Origin of the sequence: Sulfurimonas sp. ST-25, assembly GCF_048079205.1 — a bacterium.
Lineage (GTDB): Bacteria > Campylobacterota > Campylobacteria > Campylobacterales > Sulfurimonadaceae > Thiomicrolovo > Thiomicrolovo sulfuroxydans.
Map to the genome: position 1 here is coordinate 233,903 of NZ_CP182225.1, position 19,225 is coordinate 253,127.

At 57.3% G+C, this 19,225-nt stretch carries 20 protein-coding genes; 10 read left to right on the forward strand and 10 right to left on the reverse strand.

What is annotated here, in order from left to right; all coding sequences use genetic code 11:
• Positions 1–77 precede the first annotated feature (77 nt).
• The 4 genes from ACM66T_RS01170 to tig form a co-directional block, all read right to left on the reverse strand.
• Positions 78–989: a magnesium chelatase domain-containing protein gene (locus tag ACM66T_RS01170; RefSeq protein ID WP_231019812.1), complete on the reverse strand. Its 912-nt coding sequence runs from the start codon at positions 987–989 to the stop codon at positions 78–80.
• Positions 990–1,201: 212 nt separating this feature from the next.
• Positions 1,202–1,723, reverse strand: a complete 522-nt coding sequence (gene def, locus ACM66T_RS01175; protein ID WP_231019814.1) for a peptide deformylase — start codon at positions 1,721–1,723, stop codon at positions 1,202–1,204.
• A 5-nt stretch (positions 1,724–1,728) separates the two neighbouring features.
• Positions 1,729–2,319 (reverse strand): ATP-dependent Clp endopeptidase proteolytic subunit ClpP, encoded by a 591-nt coding sequence (gene clpP, locus ACM66T_RS01180; protein ID WP_231019816.1) that lies wholly within the window; start codon positions 2,317–2,319, stop codon positions 1,729–1,731.
• A gap of 3 nt (positions 2,320–2,322) precedes the next feature.
• Positions 2,323–3,633: a trigger factor gene (tig, locus tag ACM66T_RS01185; protein WP_416768688.1), complete on the reverse strand. Its 1,311-nt coding sequence runs from the start codon at positions 3,631–3,633 to the stop codon at positions 2,323–2,325.
• Positions 3,634–3,892: 259 nt separating this feature from the next.
• Here tig and ACM66T_RS01190 point away from each other — a divergent pair, with 259 nt between their 5' ends.
• The 5 genes from ACM66T_RS01190 (at position 3,893) to ACM66T_RS01210 (ending at position 8,090) form a co-directional block, all read left to right on the forward strand.
• Positions 3,893–5,104: a NifS family cysteine desulfurase gene (locus tag ACM66T_RS01190; protein WP_231019820.1), complete on the forward strand. Its 1,212-nt coding sequence runs from the start codon at positions 3,893–3,895 to the stop codon at positions 5,102–5,104.
• A gap of 25 nt (positions 5,105–5,129) precedes the next feature.
• The gene (locus ACM66T_RS01195) at positions 5,130–6,104 is read left to right on the forward strand and encodes an iron-sulfur cluster assembly scaffold protein (RefSeq protein WP_231019822.1); all 975 of its coding nucleotides are present in this window, start codon (positions 5,130–5,132) and stop codon (positions 6,102–6,104) included.
• Between the two features lie 137 nt (positions 6,105–6,241).
• The gene (locus ACM66T_RS01200) at positions 6,242–6,811 is read left to right on the forward strand and encodes a DUF302 domain-containing protein (RefSeq protein WP_231019823.1); all 570 of its coding nucleotides are present in this window, start codon (positions 6,242–6,244) and stop codon (positions 6,809–6,811) included.
• Positions 6,812–6,880: 69 nt separating this feature from the next.
• Entirely contained in the window at positions 6,881–7,327 is a 447-nt protein-coding gene (locus tag ACM66T_RS01205) for a hypothetical protein (protein WP_231019825.1), read from the forward strand.
• A gap of 55 nt (positions 7,328–7,382) precedes the next feature.
• The gene (locus ACM66T_RS01210; RefSeq protein ID WP_231019828.1) at positions 7,383–8,090 is read left to right on the forward strand and encodes a GNAT family N-acetyltransferase; all 708 of its coding nucleotides are present in this window, start codon (positions 7,383–7,385) and stop codon (positions 8,088–8,090) included.
• A gap of 29 nt (positions 8,091–8,119) precedes the next feature.
• Here ACM66T_RS01210 and ACM66T_RS01215 read toward each other — a convergent pair whose 3' ends face one another.
• The 5 genes from ACM66T_RS01215 to ACM66T_RS01235 all read right to left on the reverse strand — a co-directional run bounded on the left by ACM66T_RS01215 (position 8,120) and on the right by ACM66T_RS01235 (position 12,931).
• Positions 8,120–9,592 (reverse strand): PhoH family protein, encoded by a 1,473-nt coding sequence (locus ACM66T_RS01215; RefSeq protein ID WP_231019830.1) that lies wholly within the window; start codon positions 9,590–9,592, stop codon positions 8,120–8,122.
• Between the two features lie 96 nt (positions 9,593–9,688).
• Positions 9,689–10,765, reverse strand: a complete 1,077-nt coding sequence (gene aroC, locus ACM66T_RS01220) for a chorismate synthase (protein WP_231019832.1) — start codon at positions 10,763–10,765, stop codon at positions 9,689–9,691.
• Positions 10,762–11,442: a ribonuclease III gene (rnc, locus tag ACM66T_RS01225; RefSeq protein ID WP_231019833.1), complete on the reverse strand. Its 681-nt coding sequence runs from the start codon at positions 11,440–11,442 to the stop codon at positions 10,762–10,764. The genes aroC and rnc overlap by 4 nt, the downstream gene beginning before the upstream one ends.
• Positions 11,443–11,444: 2 nt before the next feature.
• Complete coding sequence (gene rnhA, locus ACM66T_RS01230; protein ID WP_231019834.1) at positions 11,445–11,870, reverse strand: ribonuclease HI; 426 nt, start codon at positions 11,868–11,870, stop codon at positions 11,445–11,447.
• Positions 11,867–12,931, reverse strand: coding sequence for a tetratricopeptide repeat protein (locus ACM66T_RS01235; protein WP_231019836.1), 1,065 nt, complete (start codon positions 12,929–12,931; stop codon positions 11,867–11,869). Before ACM66T_RS01235 ends, rnhA begins: the two co-directional genes overlap by 4 nt.
• A 179-nt stretch (positions 12,932–13,110) precedes the next feature.
• Here ACM66T_RS01235 and ACM66T_RS01240 point away from each other — a divergent pair, with 179 nt between their 5' ends.
• Positions 13,111–13,767 carry a hypothetical protein gene (locus ACM66T_RS01240; protein WP_231019838.1) on the forward strand — a complete coding sequence of 219 codons (657 nt, stop codon included), beginning with the start codon at positions 13,111–13,113 and terminating at the stop codon, positions 13,765–13,767.
• Positions 13,768–13,770: 3 nt separating this feature from the next.
• Complete coding sequence (gene ccoG, locus ACM66T_RS01245; RefSeq protein ID WP_255707385.1) at positions 13,771–15,243, forward strand: cytochrome c oxidase accessory protein CcoG; 1,473 nt, start codon at positions 13,771–13,773, stop codon at positions 15,241–15,243.
• 317 nt (positions 15,244–15,560) lie between these two features.
• On the opposite strand, the gene purM is transcribed toward ccoG, so the two are convergent.
• On the reverse strand, positions 15,561–16,556 hold the full coding sequence (gene purM, locus ACM66T_RS01250) for a phosphoribosylformylglycinamidine cyclo-ligase (protein ID WP_231019840.1): 996 nt from the start codon (positions 16,554–16,556) through the stop codon (positions 15,561–15,563).
• A 488-nt stretch (positions 16,557–17,044) separates the two neighbouring features.
• Between purM and ACM66T_RS01255 the strand changes: the two genes are divergently transcribed.
• The 3 genes from ACM66T_RS01255 to dapF all read left to right on the forward strand — a co-directional run bounded on the left by ACM66T_RS01255 (position 17,045) and on the right by dapF (position 19,169).
• Entirely contained in the window at positions 17,045–17,590 is a 546-nt protein-coding gene (locus tag ACM66T_RS01255; RefSeq protein ID WP_231019842.1) for a spermidine synthase, read from the forward strand.
• A gap of 170 nt (positions 17,591–17,760) precedes the next feature.
• Positions 17,761–18,357, forward strand: a complete 597-nt coding sequence (gene coaE, locus ACM66T_RS01260; protein ID WP_231019843.1) for a dephospho-CoA kinase — start codon at positions 17,761–17,763, stop codon at positions 18,355–18,357.
• A gap of 62 nt (positions 18,358–18,419) precedes the next feature.
• Entirely contained in the window at positions 18,420–19,169 is a 750-nt protein-coding gene (gene dapF, locus ACM66T_RS01265) for a diaminopimelate epimerase (RefSeq protein WP_231019845.1), read from the forward strand.
• The last annotated feature ends 56 nt before the right edge of the window (positions 19,170–19,225 follow it).

Here is a 19,225-nt window from a genome sequence, read left to right on the forward strand (position 1 = left end):
TTGTTTTGCAATCTGTGCAAAATATGGGTTCCTCCCTTTTGATTGAAATTTCTTTCTTCAAAAAAGTAGTAGCATAATTATTTGGAAAGTAGCATAATTAGTTGGAAATGACAGCCGCCACCGAAAATGGAGGCGGAGGTACCGCTGTGGTGTGGAGCCCTGAAAGGGCGCAGCGGCGTGAAGTGGGGCGCTCTCCCTTCCAGCACGTCGAGTTTGGCGATGTCAAGGAGCTCGCCGTCGGTCATAGGCGGCAGGATATGGCGCAGCCGTTTGGCAATCATCGACTTCCCGGAACCGGGGCTTCCTTCGAGGAGAAGGTTGTGCATGCCGCACGCACTGATGAGCGCGGCGCGTTTCGCCACCTCCTGGCCGCGAATCTCCCCGAAGTCCTCGGGATAGTGTTTCTGATAATAGTAGCGGACATCCTGAAACGTCTGATGGGGAAACGGGATGGGTTTCGGTGCTGCCGGCCGGATGTTTGCATGCTCCTCCTCTTTGAAAAAGGCGATGGCGTCTTTAAGCGTTCCGGCACCGACAAAGGTGATCCCGGGAATGTTGGAGAGTTTATCGAGGGCCTCCATCGGGACGAGGGCATTGCGCAGCAGTCCCCTGTTGGCCAGGGAGAGAATCAGCGGATAGAGCATGAGGTTCTCCTTGACCGTGCCGTCAAGACCCAGCTCTCCGAAAGCGTACCACTCCGGGAAGTCCCGTTCGGAACTGTCTAGGGCGATCAGGAGGGCCATGGCGAGGTCGAACTGGCTGCCGTGTTTCTCGATGTCGCTGGGACTGAGATTGATCGTGATGCGTTTGGGCGGGAAGGTGAAGTCGTTTGCCAGTAGAGCGCTTTTGACCCGCTCCCGCGCCTCGGATATTGAGGAGGAGGCCAGGCCGACGACGGTGAAGGAGGGAAGACCGCGTGTCAGCGTGGACTCGACCGTGACCGGAAGTGCGTCGATGCCTTCGAGGGTGGCACATTTGAGCTGTTTCATGACAATACTCCCATAGGTCAGGAAGAATGGTATCCATATAAAATTTATAAAAACATTAATTGTTGTTTAGCGTTTTAGTAAAAGAGCGAGTATTCGTGTGTGGTGTAGTGATGCTGTGTGCCATGGTATGAGTGATGAAGACAATATCAAGGAGGGAAAAGTTGAATGAAAAGATGTTTGGGGCGACCTGGCACCTGGGAAAGGAGGTGTCGTTAGCCGTTCTTCTTCTCTTTTTGAATCCGCTTGTACTCTTTCTCGAATTTCTTGCGGCGAGTGTAGGTGAGCTTTTCAATAAAGAGCTTGCCGGCGAGGTGGTCCATCTCGTGCTGGACGGCGACGCTGAGCAGGCCGTCGGCTTCGAGGACCTGCTCGTTGCCGTGACGGTCTTGGTAACTGACGGTGACCGTCTCAAAGCGTTCGACGTCCTCGTAGAAGCCCGGCACGCTGAGACACCCCTCCTGGTAGAAGGTCGTGCCGTCGCTGAGCACGATCTGCGGGTTGATGATCTCCAGCAGTTCCGACTTGTCCTGTTCGCCCTGCTCGTCGGGGAGGTTGATGATGAGGACCTGGAGGGGTTTGGCGACCTGGATGGCCGCGAGGCCGATCCCGTTGGAGGCGATCATCGTATCGTACATATCGTCCAGGAAGGTATGGAGGGCTTCGTCGAAACGCTCAACAGGCTCGGAGAGCTGTTTGAGGCGTTTGTCCGGGTAGGTGACGATCGGAAGCTGCATGCGCCTTATTTCTTCGCGTTCTTGACGAGGACTTCGTCGATGAGGCCGTAGGCTTTGGCCTCTTCCGCACTCATGAAGAAGTCGCGGTCGGTATCTTTCTCGACCTTTTTCAGGCTCTGTCCGGTGTTCTTGGCAAGGATGCCGTTGAGCTCTTTTTTCATGCGCAGGATCTCGTTGGCCTGGATCTCGATGTCCGTCGCCTGTCCCTGGGCGCCGCCGAGGGGCTGGTGGATCATGATGCGCGCGTGCGGCAGGGCAAAGCGCTTGCCCTGGGCGCCGGAGCTGAGCAGGAAGGAGCCCATGGAAGCTGCCTGCCCGATACAGATCGTCGCGACGTCGGGACGGATGTAGTTCATCGTATCGAAGATCGCCATACCGGAGGTGACGACACCGCCGGGGGAGTTGATGTAGAAGTAGATGTCTTTATCCGGATCCTCCGCTTCGAGGAAGAGCATCTGAGCGACGATGGTCGAAGCGACGGCGTCATTGACCTCGCCGCTGAGCATGATGATGCGGTCTTTGAGGAGGCGGGAGTAGATGTCGTAAGAGCGTTCGCCCCGCGCACTTTTTTCAATGACGTACGGAATATAGCTCATGGGTTACTCTTCGGTCGTCGCCGTCTTGGCGTTGAGGAGGCCGCTGAGCACTTTGTCTTCGACCATCGCCATCTGGATCGCCGGCAGGTAGCCGCTGTCTCTGTAGTGGTCGTAGGTCGCCTGCGGGTCCTGACCTGTCTGCATCGCTTCGAAGTAGATCGTCTGCATGACTTCCTGCTCGTTGACGTTGATGCCTTCGGCCTTGGCCAGGGCATCGATGATGAACGTCGCTTTCACGGAGCGTGTCGCATCGTCGCGGAAGGTTTCGCGGAGCTCTTTGACCTTCTCCTGGTCATCGCGCAGTGCCGCGAGCTCCTCTTCGCTCATTTCGCGCGCTTTGTTGTTCAGCGCCATGTCCATCTCCTGCTCGACGACGAACTCCGGCAGGTCGAAGTTGTATGCGGCGACGAAGGCCTCGAGGAGTTCCGGCTTGAGTTTCTCGTTGAAGAGCTTGCCGCGCTCTTCGTTCTCGAGCTGTTTCTGGACCTGCTCTTTGACCATATCTATCGTCGCGTCCTCTTCACCCGGCAGCAGCTGCTTGGCAAGCTTGGCGTCCATGCGGACCTTCTCTTTTGTCTGGATCTTGTGCAGTTTCACCTTGAACTGTGCCGGTTTGCCGGCCAGTTTTTCGCTGCCGTAGCTCTCCGGGAATGTGACGTCGATCATCTTCTCGTCGCCCGCTTTCATGCCGATGACCTGATCTTCGAAGCCCGGGATGAACTGGCCGCTTCCGATATTGAGCGGGAACTCTTCGGCTTTGCCGCCTTCAAACGCTTCACCGTCGACGAAGCCTTCAAAGTCGATGACGGCAGTGTCGCCGTCTTCAACCGCGCGGTCCTCTTCGATGTCAACGAAAGGCGCCTGCGCTTTGGCGATCTCCTGGATACGGTCGGTGACCGCTTTGGCAGTGATCTTCGGCGCTTTGAAATCGGGAACCTTGGCCTGATAGTCGCCGAGGTCGAACTCGGGGCGCATTGCGACCTTGATCGTCATTTCGATCGTACCGTCCTCTTTCTTGTCGAACTTGGAGAACTGCGGCTCACCGATCAGGGCATCGGCAGCGATCTTGAGGGCATCCAGACCGATGTTCAGGGCTTCGCGGACCGCCTGGCTTTCAGCGTCTTGCATAAGGCGTTCGCCATACTGTTTCTTGACGGCGGATACGGGGACTTTTCCTTTGCGGAATCCCGGGATGTTTGCTTGCTTGCTCAGCTCTTTGGCCATGTTGTCGAAGTGCTTGTCCAGGTCGCCGGCGGTGACCGTCGCGCTGATTTCGGCATTGGCTGCGTTGATTTTGTTGGTGCTCATTTCCATGGTGATCTCTTACCTTTATCTTCTGTTTCTTCCGGCTCAGCCCATGCGGCAATACGGAGAAAAATTTCGCAATTCTACCTTAATTACATTAACACGACTCTTAGATTTCGGCGCTAGCAACTTCTTAAGCTTTTTTAAGTATTGAAATTGATTAAGGGATATCTAACGACAGATGATCTAATATCTCACCACACAAAGAGGACAAATTTTGTCTTTTTTAAAATTGTTATCAAAATAACATGTGAATTGAGGAAGAGCGATGCAAGTATATATGGACAACAATGCGACGACCATGGTAGACCCGGCGGTCGTCGAAGCAATGCTTCCATTTTTCAGCGAGCAGTACGGAAACCCGAACTCGCTGCATAAATTCGGCACTGCGTCCCATCCGGCGATCGCGAGAGCGATCGACCAGGTCTACGCAGCGATCAGCGCGTCGGACGACGACGATATCGTCTTTACGTCCTGCGCAACCGAATCGAACAACTGGGTACTCAAATCCGTCTGGATCGACAAGATCCTGCACGGGGAGAAGAACCATATCATCACCACAGAGGTGGAGCACCCCTCCGTCCTTTCCACCTGTAAGTTCCTGGAGGAGCAGGGCGTCAATGTAACCTACCTCCCGGTCAACGAGCAGGGCGTCGTCGATGCCCAGATGCTGCGCAGCTTCATTACGGACAAGACGGCGCTGGTCTCCGTGATGTGGGCAAACAACGAGACGGGAATGATCTTCCCGATCAAAGAGATCGGAGAGATCTGTAAAGAGAAGGGCGTGCTCTTCCATACCGACGGCGTCCAGGCCGTCGGCAAGATCCCCGTCGATGTCCAGGCGGTCCATGTCGACTTCATGTCGATGTCCGCACACAAGTTCCACGGCCCGAAAGGGATCGGGGCACTCTATATCCGTAACGGACAGGCCCTCTCCCCGCTGCTCAACGGCGGCGAGCACATGGGCGGCCGCCGTTCTGGCACCCTGAACGTCCCCTACATTGTCGGGATGGGCAAGGCACTGGAAATGGCGACAGTGAATATCGAAGAGAAGATGGCCAGCATCAGCGCTAAGCGCGACCGCCTCGAAGATGCGCTGCTGAAGCTCATTCCCGACACCTTTACGGTCGGTGAACGCGACCACCGTACTCCGAACACGATCCTCATCTCCATCCGCGGGGTCGAGGGCGAAGGGATGCTGTGGGACCTCAACAACGCGGCGATCGGTGCTTCCACCGGTTCGGCGTGCGCCTCCGAGGACCTCGAAGCCAACACGGTAATGCTCGCGATCGGTGCGGACCACGAACTGGCCCACACCGGTATCCGCCTGAGCCTTAGCCGCTATACGACGGACGAAGAGGTCGATTACGTGATCGATCACTTCAAAACGGCTGTCGAGCGTCTGCGCTCGATCTCCAGCTCATACGCCAAAGTCAAACCGACGCCCGGCGGTGAAGCCACTGCGTGTGAAATGCACTGAGAATTAGAGAGAGAAGGAAACCATTATGGCAAAGAATGATCTGTTTGGCGCATCCCTGTGGGATGAATACTCCAACAAGGTAACGACACTGATGAACAACCCCCAGCACCAGGGGGAGATCACGGAAGAGGAAGCGGCCGCGAACGGCAACAAGCTGATCGTCGCGGACTTCGGTGCGGAGAGCTGCGGTGACGCCGTACGCCTCTACTGGGAAGTCAACCCGGAGACCGACGTCATCGAGAACTCCAAGTTCAAGAGCTTCGGCTGCGGGACGGCGATCGCCAGTTCCGATATGATGACGCAGCTCTGTCTGGGCAAGACGGTCGACGAAGCGGTCAAGATCACCAACATCGACGTCGAGATGGCGCTGCGCGATACGCCGGACGTACCGGCCGTTCCGCCGCAGAAGATGCACTGTTCGGTCATGGCGTACGACGTCATCAAGAAAGCGGCCGGACTCTACAAGGGCGTCGACGCGGAGAGCTTCGAAGAGGAGATCATCGTCTGCGAATGTGCCCGCGTCAGCCTCTCGACCCTCAAAGAGGTGATCAAGCTCAACGACCTGAGTACGGTCGAGCAGGTTACCGACTATACGAAAGCGGGCGGCTTCTGTAAAAGCTGTATCAAGCCGGGCGGCCACGAGGCGCGCGAATACTATCTCGTCGACATCCTCGCCGACGTCCGCCGCGAGATGGACGAAGAAAAGATGAAAGCGGCGGCCGAAGCCGGTCTCGGCGGCGATTTCGAAGCGATGACCCTGGTCCAGAAGATCAAGGCGATCGACGCGGTCGTCGACGACAACATCCGCCAGTTCCTCATCATGGACGGCGGGAACATGGAAGTCATCGACGTCAAGGACGGCGAAGAGTACATTGACGTTTATATCCGCTACCTCGGTGCCTGCTCCGGCTGTGCGAGCTCCAGTACGGGAACGCTCTATGCCATTGAAGCGGCCCTCAAAGAGAAGCTCTCCGACAAGATCCGCGTTCTGCCGATCTGACGACATGACGAGGGGCCCGGCCCCTCTCCCCCCTCCTATCATTAACGATTTCCCCCTTTTTTTTATCAGCGGCTGTTGCTTAAATGCCGACTTTTTCTGTACAATGCCGCCTTTCAAACGTTCACAAGGAGATAATAATGTTCAAAAACATACTGGCACTGATCGGTGCCGTGACACTGGTCGCGGTGATCGGCGGATACGCGATGTTCGGCGGCAAAGTACAGCAGCTTGACGGCGGTGCCCTTCCGGCGTATATGAAGATGTTCGGCAACATCCTGGAAAACGGGGATGCAGCGCGGGCCATGATGAAAGAGTGGAAGATCAGTGATGAAGTCACGAACGACGATGCGGCGGAACTGATCAAGGCACTGGCCGAAGAGTACAACATGCGTATCACGGGTGACGTCAAAATGTATACGAAAGATGACGCCGCGGCGACTGAAATCAAGCATGCGCGCATCTTCTCGCTCTGCAGCCTTCCAATCGCGAAGGTGTTCCTGAACTACTCCCGCTGGTACGGCGGATTCATGCCGTGCCGCATTATGCTGGTCGAATACGGCAGCGGTGAGCGCTTCCTTGTGGCGATGGACATGACGCTGGCGATCCACGGCGGCCACCCGCTCCCGGCCGATATGCTCACGATGGCTCTCTCTGTCAAAAAAGCGATGGAAGAGATTCCGGAGCGTGCCGCCAAAGGCGACTTTTAACTTCTACTTGTTCGGGCCCTCTTTGGCCTGAACATCCTCTTTTTTACCCCGGATAGTCTACAATCCAGTATGCATTTTATTTTATATGTTCATATTCTTTCCGCAACGGCATGGATCGGCGGGTCGCTGCTGCTTTTCGCGCTGGGCGTCTTGCTGCGCGACAAAGAGGCCCAGCGGCAGACCTATGAGCATCTGGGGCCCATCTACGGCTGGTTCGAGGTCTTCTGGCTGGTCTCGCTCTGGGTGACGGGGACGCTGCTCTATCTGCACCACGGTTTCCACGAGGTCTTCAAATACGCCTACGACTCGGAACTGTCGCAGATGATGCACCACAAGGTCTACCTGGTCATCGTTTTGACGATGTTAACGTTTGTTCATTTAGTGATCGCCTTCAAAACGCACATGATCAGCCGGACGAAATGGCAGCAGTTCCTCTCGCGGGGGAGTTCGCTGGGGATCTTCTTTCTGAACCTGATCATCCTCTGGTATGCGATCGGCGTGCGGAGTATGTTGTAGCCGATGAGAGTACGGATGAGAAAGTGCCCGGAGCAGTTGACAAAGGCGGTATGTGATGGTTTACCGGATTGACCGCAAAGATCTCTGGGATCTCCGGTTCCTTGAGAAGATCTACCGCGACATGGAGCACGACTACTACTGGAGCGACGATTTTTCCGAGGCGATGTACCTTGCGCTCGCCAATGCCGGCTTCATCAGCGTGTCGCTGGAGTATGGCGGCAGCCAGCTTCTGCTGGGGGAGATCCAGCGGGCGTACGCGCTGCTGCGTTTCGATGAGATGCATGTCAGCAAAAAGGTGGCGAAACTGCTGCGGGGGGCGAACTACCGGCTCGCGTTCAACACGGCATTCGACGACGTTGTCCGCGGGATACAGGCCTCGCATGACGCATGTTGGATGGTCGGGAAGTACGAGACGCTGATGCGGCGTCTGAATGCGAACAGCAGTGAAGCTTTCAGGCTCTTTAGCGTGGAGCTGTTCGACGAGGGGACCGGTACCCTCGTTGCCGGCGAGATCGGTTACATTACGGCCAACAACGTCTATACGAGCCTCTCGGGGTTCCACAGTGCCGAACGGCGCTACAGCAGCTGGGGAACACTGCAGCTGGTCCTGCTGGGCCGGCATCTGCAAAAGGCCGGGTTGCGCTTTTGGAATCTGGGGCATCCCTACATGAAGTACAAGAGCGATCTGGGTGCCGTGGTTGTTCCGCGGCGCACGTTTTTGAAGCTCTGGTATCCGCGCCGGTTCGGTTCGCTCGCCCTCTAGCGGTGAGGTGCTCCTGGAGAAGTCTGCCTTTACAGGTTCTTGTCGAACCAGTTGGCGACTTCGGAGCGGATGGTGTGGCGCAGCTGGATGCCGGCGAGGAAGTCGCTGTGCTGGGCTTTGTTGAGCATGGTCACCAGGGCGTTACGGCGCTTGGAGAGGAAGGGGTGGTCGATCTGGTGCGGGTCGCCCATGACGACGAGGCGCGTCTCGTCGCCCATCCGGGTCCCGATCAGCTTCATCGTCGCGTTCGTCATATTCTGCGCCTCGTCGATGATGACGAATTTGCGCGAGATCGTCGTCCCGCGCATGTGGGCGATATCCATTACCTCGATGTTGTACTTGGCCATGAAAAGCTCCGTCGCGTTTTCGCGCTTGGTGGAGTTCGTATTGCCGGTGAACTCCACCTGTGATTCGATGGAGTGTTTGTTCTGGTGCTCGATGGTGTAGTTGATGGCGGAGTAGAGCGGGTACATGAAGTAGCCGAGCTTCTCGTGTTCGTCCCCTTTGCGGAAGCCCAGTTCCGCCTGCGGATCGGAAGCGGTGACGGTATTGCGCGCGTAGACGATCCCCTCGACGATCCCCTCTTTGACCATCTCCAGTCCCGCCTGCAGGGCCATCAGGGTTTTGCCCGAACCGGTGGAGCCGGCGACGACGGTCAGGTGGTTCTGGGGATGGGTGAGAATGGTGTAGTAGAACTTCTGCTCCAGGTTGATGGGGCGGATCAGGGTCTCGTCGAAATACTCCCCGAAGCGCTTGTCGAAGTCGCACCACTCCAGGTGGCCGTTGTAGGTGAGCGCATAGCGCTGCAGCCCGGTTTCATATATCTCGTTGTGCCCTTCGCTGGTGGCCTCCTGGATAAAGCTGAACTGTTCAAAATTGCGGAAGTCGTTCTGCGGGTCGAGGACGGGTTCCTCGTGGTAGGTGACGGTGTGGGCGAACTCGATGGCGTCGGGGCGTTCGACGCTGGCATTTTTCAGGCTCTGCGCCTCGATCCCCTGCACTTCGGCTGCGATTTTGAACGAGATGTCGTTGGTGACGAGCTTGAGATGGTAGTCCGCGGCGATCTCGGCGATCTTGGCGTCGTTGAAGCCCTTCGGTTCGGAGTAGGATTTGGCAATGCGGTACTCTTCGCGGTAGATGATCAGCAGCTCGACGTTCGTGTCGCCCTCCGCCTCGGGGTTGAGGTCCGGGGCGAAGGGGAGGGTGAGACGGTAGTAGCAGTCGCTGTTGTTGGGCGCCGTCTCGCGCGAACGGCGCAGCGGTTCGGGCAGGGCGTCGAAGGTCAGGGTCTGCCCCACCTCGTAATCGGCGAGCCGGAAGAACTCCCGGGCCCGGAAGCCGGCGTCCGAGCGCATGTCGTCTTTTTTGTTATTGAGCTCGGCAAGCACCGTGTTGGTGATGGCGACAATATTTTTGTTGTTCTCGGAAATGCGCAGGATGTTGGCCGGATCATCGAGAATGACTGAGGTGTCGAGGAGATAGCATTTTTGTGTGGGACTCATGGAAAGAGCATCCTTCGGTTATATGAGTTACATTGATTATAACCCCGGAAAGCTTAATGCGAAAGGATGCGGTGGATGAAGTTTGGGCAGCACGCTTTACACGTGGTAATAGCGTGTGACTCCCTCTATGGTGCGCCCCATATTGAGCAGGAGCATATCGGCGACGACAAGGGCGGCCATCGCTTCGCAGACGACGGAACCGCGGATGGCGACGCAGGGGTCGTGGCGTCCCTTGAGCGCGAAATCGACCTCTTCGCCCTCGGTGGTGGTCGTGTGCTGCTCTCGGAAAATGGAGGGGGTCGGTTTGAAGTAGACGCTGAGGCGAACCGCGTCCCCGTTGCTGATCCCGCCGAGGATGCCGCCGCTGTGGTTGGATTCGAAGCCGCTGTTGCGTATTGGGTCGTTGTTCTCTGACCCGTGCAGGCGCGTCCCCAGAAGGCCGTCGCCGATCTCGACGGCCTTGACGGCGTTGATGCCCATCATCGCGTCGGCGAGGACGGCGTCGAGCTTGTAGTAGAGCGGTTCGCCGAGGCCCACCGGAAGGTTCTCGATATGGACCTGTGCGACCCCGCCGACGGAGTCATGGTCGTTTTTGGCGAGCAGGATCGCGTCTTTTTGCGCCTGCTCCACGCTGGGATCGAGGGCGTAGATCTCGCTGGTGACGACGTGGTCGAAGTCGAAGCTGCTTGCGGCGATCCCCGCGATCTCGCTGATGCCGCTTTTGACGGTGATGCCGACCTCGCGCAGCATCAGTTTGGCAATGGCCCCCGCCGCGACGCGGGCCGCCGTTTCGCGGGCACTGGAACGCCCGCCCCCGCGGTAGTCGCGGATGCCGAACTTGTGCCAGTAGGTGTAGTCGGCGTGGCCGGGGCGGAAGATATCTTTGATATTGGAGTAGTCTTTGGATTTCTGGTTGGTGTTGTAGATGACCATCGCAATCGGGGTGCCGGTGCTTTTGCCTTCGAATACCCCGCTGAGGATCTCGACCGCGTCGTCCTCTTTGCGGGCCGTGGCGTAGGCGTTCTGTCCCGGCTTGCGGCGGTCGAGCTCGCGCTGAATGTAGGCCTCGTCGATCGTGAGGCCGGCGGGAACGCCGTCGACGACGCAGCCGATCGCCTTGCCGTGGGATTCGCCGAAGGTGGTGAAACTGAAGCGGATGCCGAAACGGTTCATGAAAGCTCCTCTTTGAGTCGGGCGATGGTTTGCTGGGCCGCCTCCTGCTGGGCGGTTTTTTTGCTCTTGCCGGTGGCTTTGGCGTACTCCTTGCCGTCGATCACGATGGCGATGGTGAACTCTTTCTTGTGGTCAGGGCCGCTGCTGCCCACGAGGCGGTACTCGGGGGTGATGCCGAAGTGCGCCTGGGTCAGCTCCTGCAGCGCCGTCTTGTGGTCTTTGAAGAGGGTGTCGAGGGAGATCTCTTTATAGACGCTCTCCAGCAGGGTGGTCGCGATCGTTTTGACCGGGGCGAGTCCCGCTTCGAGGTAGATGGCGCCGATCACGGCTTCGAAGGCGTTGGAGAGCAGAGAGGGTTTGGTGCGTCCGCCGTTGTTTTCTTCGGCGTTGGAGAGGAAGATGGCCTGGCCCAGCTTGATATGGTTGGCCAGGCGCGCGAAACCCTCTTCGTTGACAAGGGAGGCCCGCATCTTGGAGAGTTTGCCCTCGTCGTGCTTGGGGAAGTGCTCAAAGAGGTACTCGCCGACGATGAGGTCGAGGACGGCGTCGCCCAGGAATTCGAGGCGTTCGTTATTGTAGGGCTGTTTGAAACTTTTATGCGTCAGGGCTTCGCGCAGCAGCTGTTTGTTTTCGAAGGTGTAGCCGAGCGTCTGCTCAATACGCGCCATCTGGTCCATGCTTATCCTCTTTTCATCTTTTCGGCGACGCCCCGGGCCAGGGTGTCGCAGCGTTCGTTTTCCGGGTGGCCGTCATGGCCCCGGACCCAGGTCGCTTTGATACGGTGGGGGGCGCTGGCGACGATGTAGTCACGCCAGAGATCGGGGTTCTTCACCTTGGCGAAATCGCGTTTGATCCAGTTCTGAAGCCACTCGTTGATCCCCTTGACGACGTAGGAGGAGTCCGAGACGATCTCCACGTCGCAGGGCTCTTTGAGGGCTTTGAGACCTTCGATGACGCCGCGCAGTTCCATACGGTTGTTGGTCGTATGGGGTTCGCCGCCGCTGAGCTCGCGCTCTTTGTCGCCGAAGCGCAGGATCGTCCCGTAGCCGCCGGGGCCGGGGTTGCCCAGGGCGGAACCGTCACTGAACAGGGTGATATGTTTCATACTTCGTAAGCCCTTTCCGAGCGTTCCGACGGGGCGAAATCCGCTACGGCTTTGCCCAGCAGCGGTTCGGTGACGACGGAATCGATCGTATGGCAGTTCGGGCAGCGGTGGAACGGGAAAGGGAAGATCTGCTTGCAGTGGCCGCACAGGTATTCAAACTGCAGGGTTGCCCCGCTTTGGCCGCTTTGGCGAAGTTTGATCAAAACATCCAGTTCGAATTCGGAACTGTTCTGAGCAAGATTCACGCTTCCTCTGGCGCTATACAGCTGCCGCAAATAGCCATCACCTGAAATTATATCCAAATTCAGGTGCTCCTCGGGTAAATACCACAGGATGTCCGCGATGATGCGGCTGGCGGAGAGCTCCAGGGCCGCCCAGGCCACTGCCGGGTCGTGGCGGAAAAGGTATTCGAAGGTGAGGTAGGTGAGGGTGTGGTGTTCGCGGTACTCTTCGGCGAGCCGCCGGCATTTCGCCGCCGTATCGGTTCGGGCGTCCTGCAGCAGGCTGACGGTTTCGAGGTAGCGGCGGTCGCCGGCGATGTCGTTGCCGAGTTCGTCGAGGGGTTCGAGCACCTGCAGGGCCTTGTCAAAACTCCGGAGCCGTTCGTAGGTGAAAAGCAGCAGCTTCAGCGCCTGCGGCGTGCGGGGAAAACGGCCGAGGATCTTGAGCAGGATCGTCTCGCACCGCTCCAGGAAGCCGGCTTTAAAATAGGTCTGGGCGAGCAGCAGCAGCAGTTCGCGGCGACGGTGGGGCTCGTGCTGCATCTCCAGAAGGCTGCGGTAGATCGCGACGGCCTGTTCGAAATCGCCGTTTTGCACATAGGTCTGGGCGACGAGCAGCCATGACTTCTGCGAGACGGCGCTGCTGCCAATCTCGCGGTGGAGTTCGGTCTGGGAGGGGGGCTTGGTAAACGAGCGGAGGAAGCGTTCGAGGTAGCGGTGGTCCTCCTTGCTGCGCAGCCGTCCCCACCAGTAGCTCACGAACGCGATGATGAAGATCAGGGCGACGAAGACGATGATGCCGAATAGCGGGTCGCGGAATTCGATAAAGAGGCTGTTCACGTCGGCTCCTGTCGCACTGCCTTGGGGGGTCTTGGATTGCAGCCATTATAGCGCTTTTGAACTTTTCGGAGAAAATGAGATAAAAATGTGACGAAAAAAACTGATAAAACATTGACATTACTTCGCCAAAAAGGGTAGAATGACGTTGAAACTGGAGAATGCGAAAGGTTTATACGTCAATGATATTCAGTTATATCCGTGCCGACAGCCACTTTCACGGTGTATACGAACAGCTGAAAGTGATCAGTGCCTATGCCAAGAAACATGATCTGGTGATCGAAGACGAGATGGTTGATCAGCTGTCGCAGAACAGCCGCCTCAGTGAACGTGACGAGGCTGTGCGTTATATGCGCCAGCCCGAACACATGGGCGGTACGCTGCTGATCTACGACCTGTGGGTGCTCAGCAGCAATATCGAGGATGTCGTGCAGATGTTTAGCTGTCTGCTGAAAAACGGCATCGAAACCCACTTGATCAAACCTTCAATCGTCTTGAATGCGCAAAGTGATATTATCGTCGCGATGGGGTTGGTTGACCAGTTGCGGCAGACGATACAGTCGGTGGAGAAGAAGGTGATCGGCCGCCCGAAAGGGAGCCGTTCCTCTTCGAAGTTCGACCCTTATCTCGAGGTGATCATCGGTTCGCTTCGGGAGGGACAGAGTGTCAGCGAGATCGCTAGAGTATTGGATGTGAGCCGGAGTTCCCTGAAAGACTACATCGAGTCGCGGGAGCTCAAAGAGGTGGCGATGGGAAGCAGTTTTTTGGAAAACGTGGACAATGCCGAAGCCAGCATTATCGAAACGATCGAATGTCCGCAAGTCAATGAAAAGGAGTAGACAGTGAGTCAGGCAGAAGTCTCAGGCCAGGCCGGACCGGCCAAGGTCAGTAAAAAAGAGTATTTAAAAGGGTGGGTTTCCTACCGCGTAAAACGCTACTGGTTTTTCGTGGGGATGACCATCGTGTCGCTGGTACTGCCGTGGATTACGATCAACGGCAACCATATTTTCCTGTTGAGCTTTGACAAGCTCAAACTGCACCTGGCGTTTGTCCAGTTCGACATGCAGGAGATGTACCTTATGCCGTTCATTCTGATGATCCTCTTTATCGGGGTCTTCGGGATGACGGTACTGGGCGGCCGTGTTTTCTGCGGCTGGGTCTGTCCGCAGACGATCTTCCGCGTCATCTACCGCGACCTGATCGAAACGAAGATCCTGAAACTGCGCAAGCGGATCAAGAACAAGCAGAAAGAGCCTGACTGGAGCAAGCCGGAGAACAAGGCCAAGCGTGTTGTCGCCATTGCGCTCTGGACGGCGCTCTCCCTGCTGGCAACGGCGAACTTCCTGTGGTTCTTCGTCCCGCCGGAGGATTTTTTCCCGTACCTGATGAACGCGGGTGACCACCTGATCCTCGTCGGGATCCTGCTGATCACGACGCTCTTCCTCGTGGTCGACGTCGTCTGGTTCAAAGAGAATTGGTGTGTCTACGTCTGTCCCTACTCCCGTATCCAGTCGGTCCTGTACGACGAAGATACGGTGATGGCGATCTACGATCCGCACCGCGGTGGCGAGATCTACGACGAAGCGAAGCACAAGCAGTACACCAAACAGAAGGATCTGCAGGCGGTCGAGCCGAATGCGGAGTGTACGACCTGTGAAAGCTGTGTGACCGTCTGTCCGACCCACATCGATATCCGCCAGGGGCTGCAGCTCGAGTGTATCAACTGCCTCGAGTGTGTCGACGCCTGTACGGAAGTTATGGGTGCGCTCGGACGTCCGTCGCTGGTCCGCTGGTCGAGCGAAAAAGAGGTGCTGTTCCAGAAAGGCAAAACGCACTACCTGCGTCCGAAGATTATCGGTTATGCCGTCGTCCTGGTCATCATCATGGTCGTTCTCGGTATGATGGGAAGCAAGAAGGAGCATATGCTGCTTAACATCAACAAAGAGAACCGCCTCTATGCGATCGAGAAGACGCCGGAAGGCAAAACGCTGGTCGAGAACGATTACATCTTCCTTCTGCAGAATACGCAGGATAAAGACCATAAGTTCTATTTCGACATCGAGGCACCGAAGGGGATGGAAGGCAAGATCAAAATTCTCAAGCCGACCAAACCCTTCACCGTCCATCCGGGCGTGAAGAAGAAGAAAATCGTCCGCCTCTATACGACGGAGGAGCTGGTCAAAGATGAGCGTAAGGATACGGTACTGCCGATCAAGATCCATGCCTATGCCATTGACGACAAAGAGAAGATCGCCGTCGACCGCGAATCAACCTTCATCTTCCCGCGCTACGACAAATACGAGGCGGCGGAATAACCTTCCGCTCAACCTTTCCGTGCGGTGCTCGGCGCCGCGCGCTTTAACGGATTCGTTCCGTTTCCTCCCTTTAACGGCCGCCCGAACTGCTGAACCCCGGGCGGGTTCCGTTTTCTTATCCATATGTTTCGAAACATCCGATCGGCTTCACGTATCCAAAACAGATGTATGCCGAGGCATGGTGTTGGTTTTCATAGGCTTCGCCGAAAGGCAATATCGTTATGTGTCGATGCAGGTCTGCTAGAGGTGTGGCGGGAGAGGATACAAGGCCCCCGGGCGGGGTGCTCTGCTTTTCAAGAGAAGTTGTCTGAAACGGTTTAGACGATCCGGGCCTCTTTGTCGCCCGGTTCGATCTCGCCGATCAGGTAGCCGTCGGTCGCGTCGAGGACGGCGTTGACATCGTCGGGACGGACGACGAGGACCATGCCGACACCCATATTGAAGGCGCGGAACATCTCGTCGCGGGCAACGTGTTCGCTCATCAGTTCAAAGATCGGCAGGACGCGGACGTCGTCGCCTTTGATGACGGCGCGCAGGCCCTCGGGCAGAACGCGCGGCAGGTTCTCGACGAGGCCGCCGCCGGTGATGTGCGCCATCGCCTGGATCTTCGGTTTGAGCTGCTTGAAGGTCTTGACGTAGATGCGCGTCGGCGCGAGCAGGGCGTCGATGAGCGGCGTGCCGTTGAAGTCGTCGTCGAATTTCATCCCCATCTTCTCAAACAGAACCTTGCGCGCCAGGGAGAAGCCGTTGGAGTGGAGGCCGGAGCTCGGCAGGGCGATCAGCTTGTCGCCCGCGCGGACGTTGGCGGGAGTATCGAGCTCGCTCTTCTCCGCGACGCCGACGGCGAAGCCGGCGAGGTCGTAGTCATCTTTGGAGTACATGCCCGGCATCTCCGCTGTTTCACCGCCGATCAGGGCGCATTCGGCCTGGCGGCATCCTTCGGCGATTCCGCTGACGACGGCGGTCGCGACATCGACCTCGAGTTTGCCCGTGGCATAGTAGTCGAGGAAGAAGGTCGGGGTGCCGAAGTTACAGATGAGGTCGTTGACGCACATGGCGACGAGGTCGATGCCGACCGTGTCGTGTTTGCCGGAGTCGATGGCCAGTTTCAGCTTGGTGCCGACCCCGTCGGTCGCGGCGAGGAGCACGGGTTCTTTGTAGCCTGCCGGCATCTCGAAGGCGCCGGCGAAAGAGCCGATCCCGCCCAGGACACCGGGGATGCGGGTCGACTTGACCAGGGGCTTGATGTTCTCGACGAAACTGTTCCCGGCGTCGATATCGACACCGGCGTCTTTGTAGCTGATTTGACTCATAGATCGCTCCAGATGATTATTAATGGAAGTATAGCGAAGGTGGGGTTAGGATAGGGTTTGGCAGGGGCTTTCAGCGCAGATGCGTTATGCTTCGCCTACATGTTCGGCGCGTCCAAAGCTTGGCCGGTGAGAAGTTGGGATTTTCTTCATTCCGGTTTAAATGTAAGATGCTAAAATCGCGCCACTTTCGGCCCAAGGGCACCTCTGAATTACCCTACGTGAATCTCAGAGGACATGTGAAGCATGAGATTTTTTTTGTTTGCTGCGCGGGCTTAGCTTTGGCTAAGTCAAGTGGGAAACGGAGAAAAGATCGTGCTTCAGATGCCCTCCCGAAGGGCAGTGCAGAAAAAGCCATATTCGGCGTTGCCACTTTTCGCCCTAGCTTTGGCTAGGCCTCCAAAGTAGCGCCTTGACTATGACATTTTCTGCACTGCTGAGCTCACGTAGGGTAATTCAGAGGTGCCCAAAGCCCCCAAGGAATTGAGAAAATGAGAGAGTTTGTCTACCCTGAAATGATGGTACACGTCCCGATGTGTACCCACAAGGCGCCCCAGAATGTTCTGGTGATCAGCAATGCGCCCGAACGCCTTCAGACGGAAGTGGCGCGCCATGAGGGCGTCGTTGTCGTCCATGCCCCGGCCAGCCTTGACGCGCTGCGCGAAGTCGCCGACGGCAGTGTCGACGTCGTTCTCTGCGAAGCGGATGTCGATGCGGCGGTGGCCGGGCACATCAGCCGCGTTCTCAGCGAAGAGGGGGTCGTTTCCATGCGCCACGCTTCGCTCGAGGAAGTCCAGGCCAATACGGTGCTGCTCGGTGTGCTGGGCAACTATTTCAAGGTGATCATGCCTTACCGCCTAGCCAATGAGGAGACCCTCCTGCTGGCCAGCAAGGGCAACCACCCGACGGCGGACATCAACCTCCACCGTGCGGACATGCTCGACGGGCTGGAGTATTACAACACCGATATCCACCCGGCCGCGTTCGCGATGCCGAACTACATCCGTAAAACCTACCTCGGGATCATCCGCAACTAAATGGCTTCCATTATGAGTACGCCGAAGGAGCAAAGCCCCTCCGACTACGCTGACGCTGTGTCCGCGTTGTCCTCGGGCTTACGCCCTGTGAAATTCCGCAAAGCTACATCAGCAGCGGGCGCCCTGGAAGAAGTGCTCTTGGAGCGCCCACGCCTTCCCAGGGGGCTGTGATGGCGTTTGAATACGCGATCGCACTGACCGGGGGGATCGCGACGGGCAAAAGTACCGTCGCCTCCCTGCTGGCCCTGCACGGCCTGCGGGTCATCGACGCCGATGCGATCGCGCACAGGCTGCTGGACGAGCACAGCGGATGGGTCGCCGAGACCTTCGGCGCACACTATGTCGAAAACGGCAAGGTCCTGCGCAGCGAACTGGGGAAGGTGATCTTCTCCGACCCCACGGCCAAAGCGACGCTCGAAGCTTACCTGCACCCCAAGATCCGTCAGGCGATCGAGGAGGAGAGCGAACGCCAGGACGCTTTCAAATTCCCCTACTTGATCGACATCCCGCTCTACTTCGAGACGCAGGCCTATCCCATCGCGGACTCCGTTGTCGTTTACACTCCCAAAGCGACGCAGCTGCAGCGGTTTATGAAACGCAACGGCTTCGACGAGGCCGAGGCGCTGCGCCGCATCGAGTCCCAGATGGACATCGAGGAGAAGAAGAAGCGCGCGACCTGGGTCATCGACAACAGCGGCAACCTCAAACAACTTCAGGCTGAGTGCGAGGCCTTTGTTGAGATGATCAAAGCCAAATATAAAGCCTAAATAACCTTTCAACCAATACCCACTACACTTCCATTACTGATATTACTCAAAAGGCATAAACGATGATGATCGCCAAATACAGCGCGAGCGGTAACGACTTTGTCCTCTTTCACAGCTTTATCGCAAGAGACCGCTCCGAACTGGCACGCACCCTCTGTGATCGCCAAAGCGGTGTCGGGGCTGACGGCCTGATCGTCCTTGTGCCGCATGTCGAGTACGATTTCGAGTGGCAGTTCTACAACAGCGACGGCTCGACGGCGGAGATGTGCGGCAACGGCAGCCGTGCCTGCGCGCACTACGCCTACAGCAACGGCCTGGCACCGGCGAACATGACCTTCCTGACGGAAGCGGGCGTCATCGGTGCGGAAGTGGAGGGGGAGATGGTACAGAGCGATCTGACCCCGCCGAAGATCCTGCGTGATGACATCGTTGCGGGCGGGAAAAAGTGGTGGCTGCTCGATACGGGCGTGCCCCACCTTGTCACCTTTGATGCCGACATGGATAACTTCGACCCCGAAGAGGCGCGTGCCCTGCGCTTCGAGCACAACGCCAACGTCAACATTGCCAGCGTCGACAGTGACGGCTCCATCCGGGTGCGGACCTATGAACGCGGAGTCGAGGACGAGACGCTCGCCTGCGGGACGGGGATGGCGGCCTGTTTCTACCGCGCCAACCGTGAAGAACTTGTCGGCGACAAAGCGAATGTCTACCCCAAAAGTGGAGAGACGCTCTATCTCGGGCTGGAAGAGGGGACGATTACCTTCAAAGGGCTCGTAGAGAAAACGTTTGAGACGGTTTTAGACGTTAAATAGTTTTTTTGTTCCCTTTCTTCTTTGCTCGCACAAAGAAGAAACCGAACCCGAAAGAA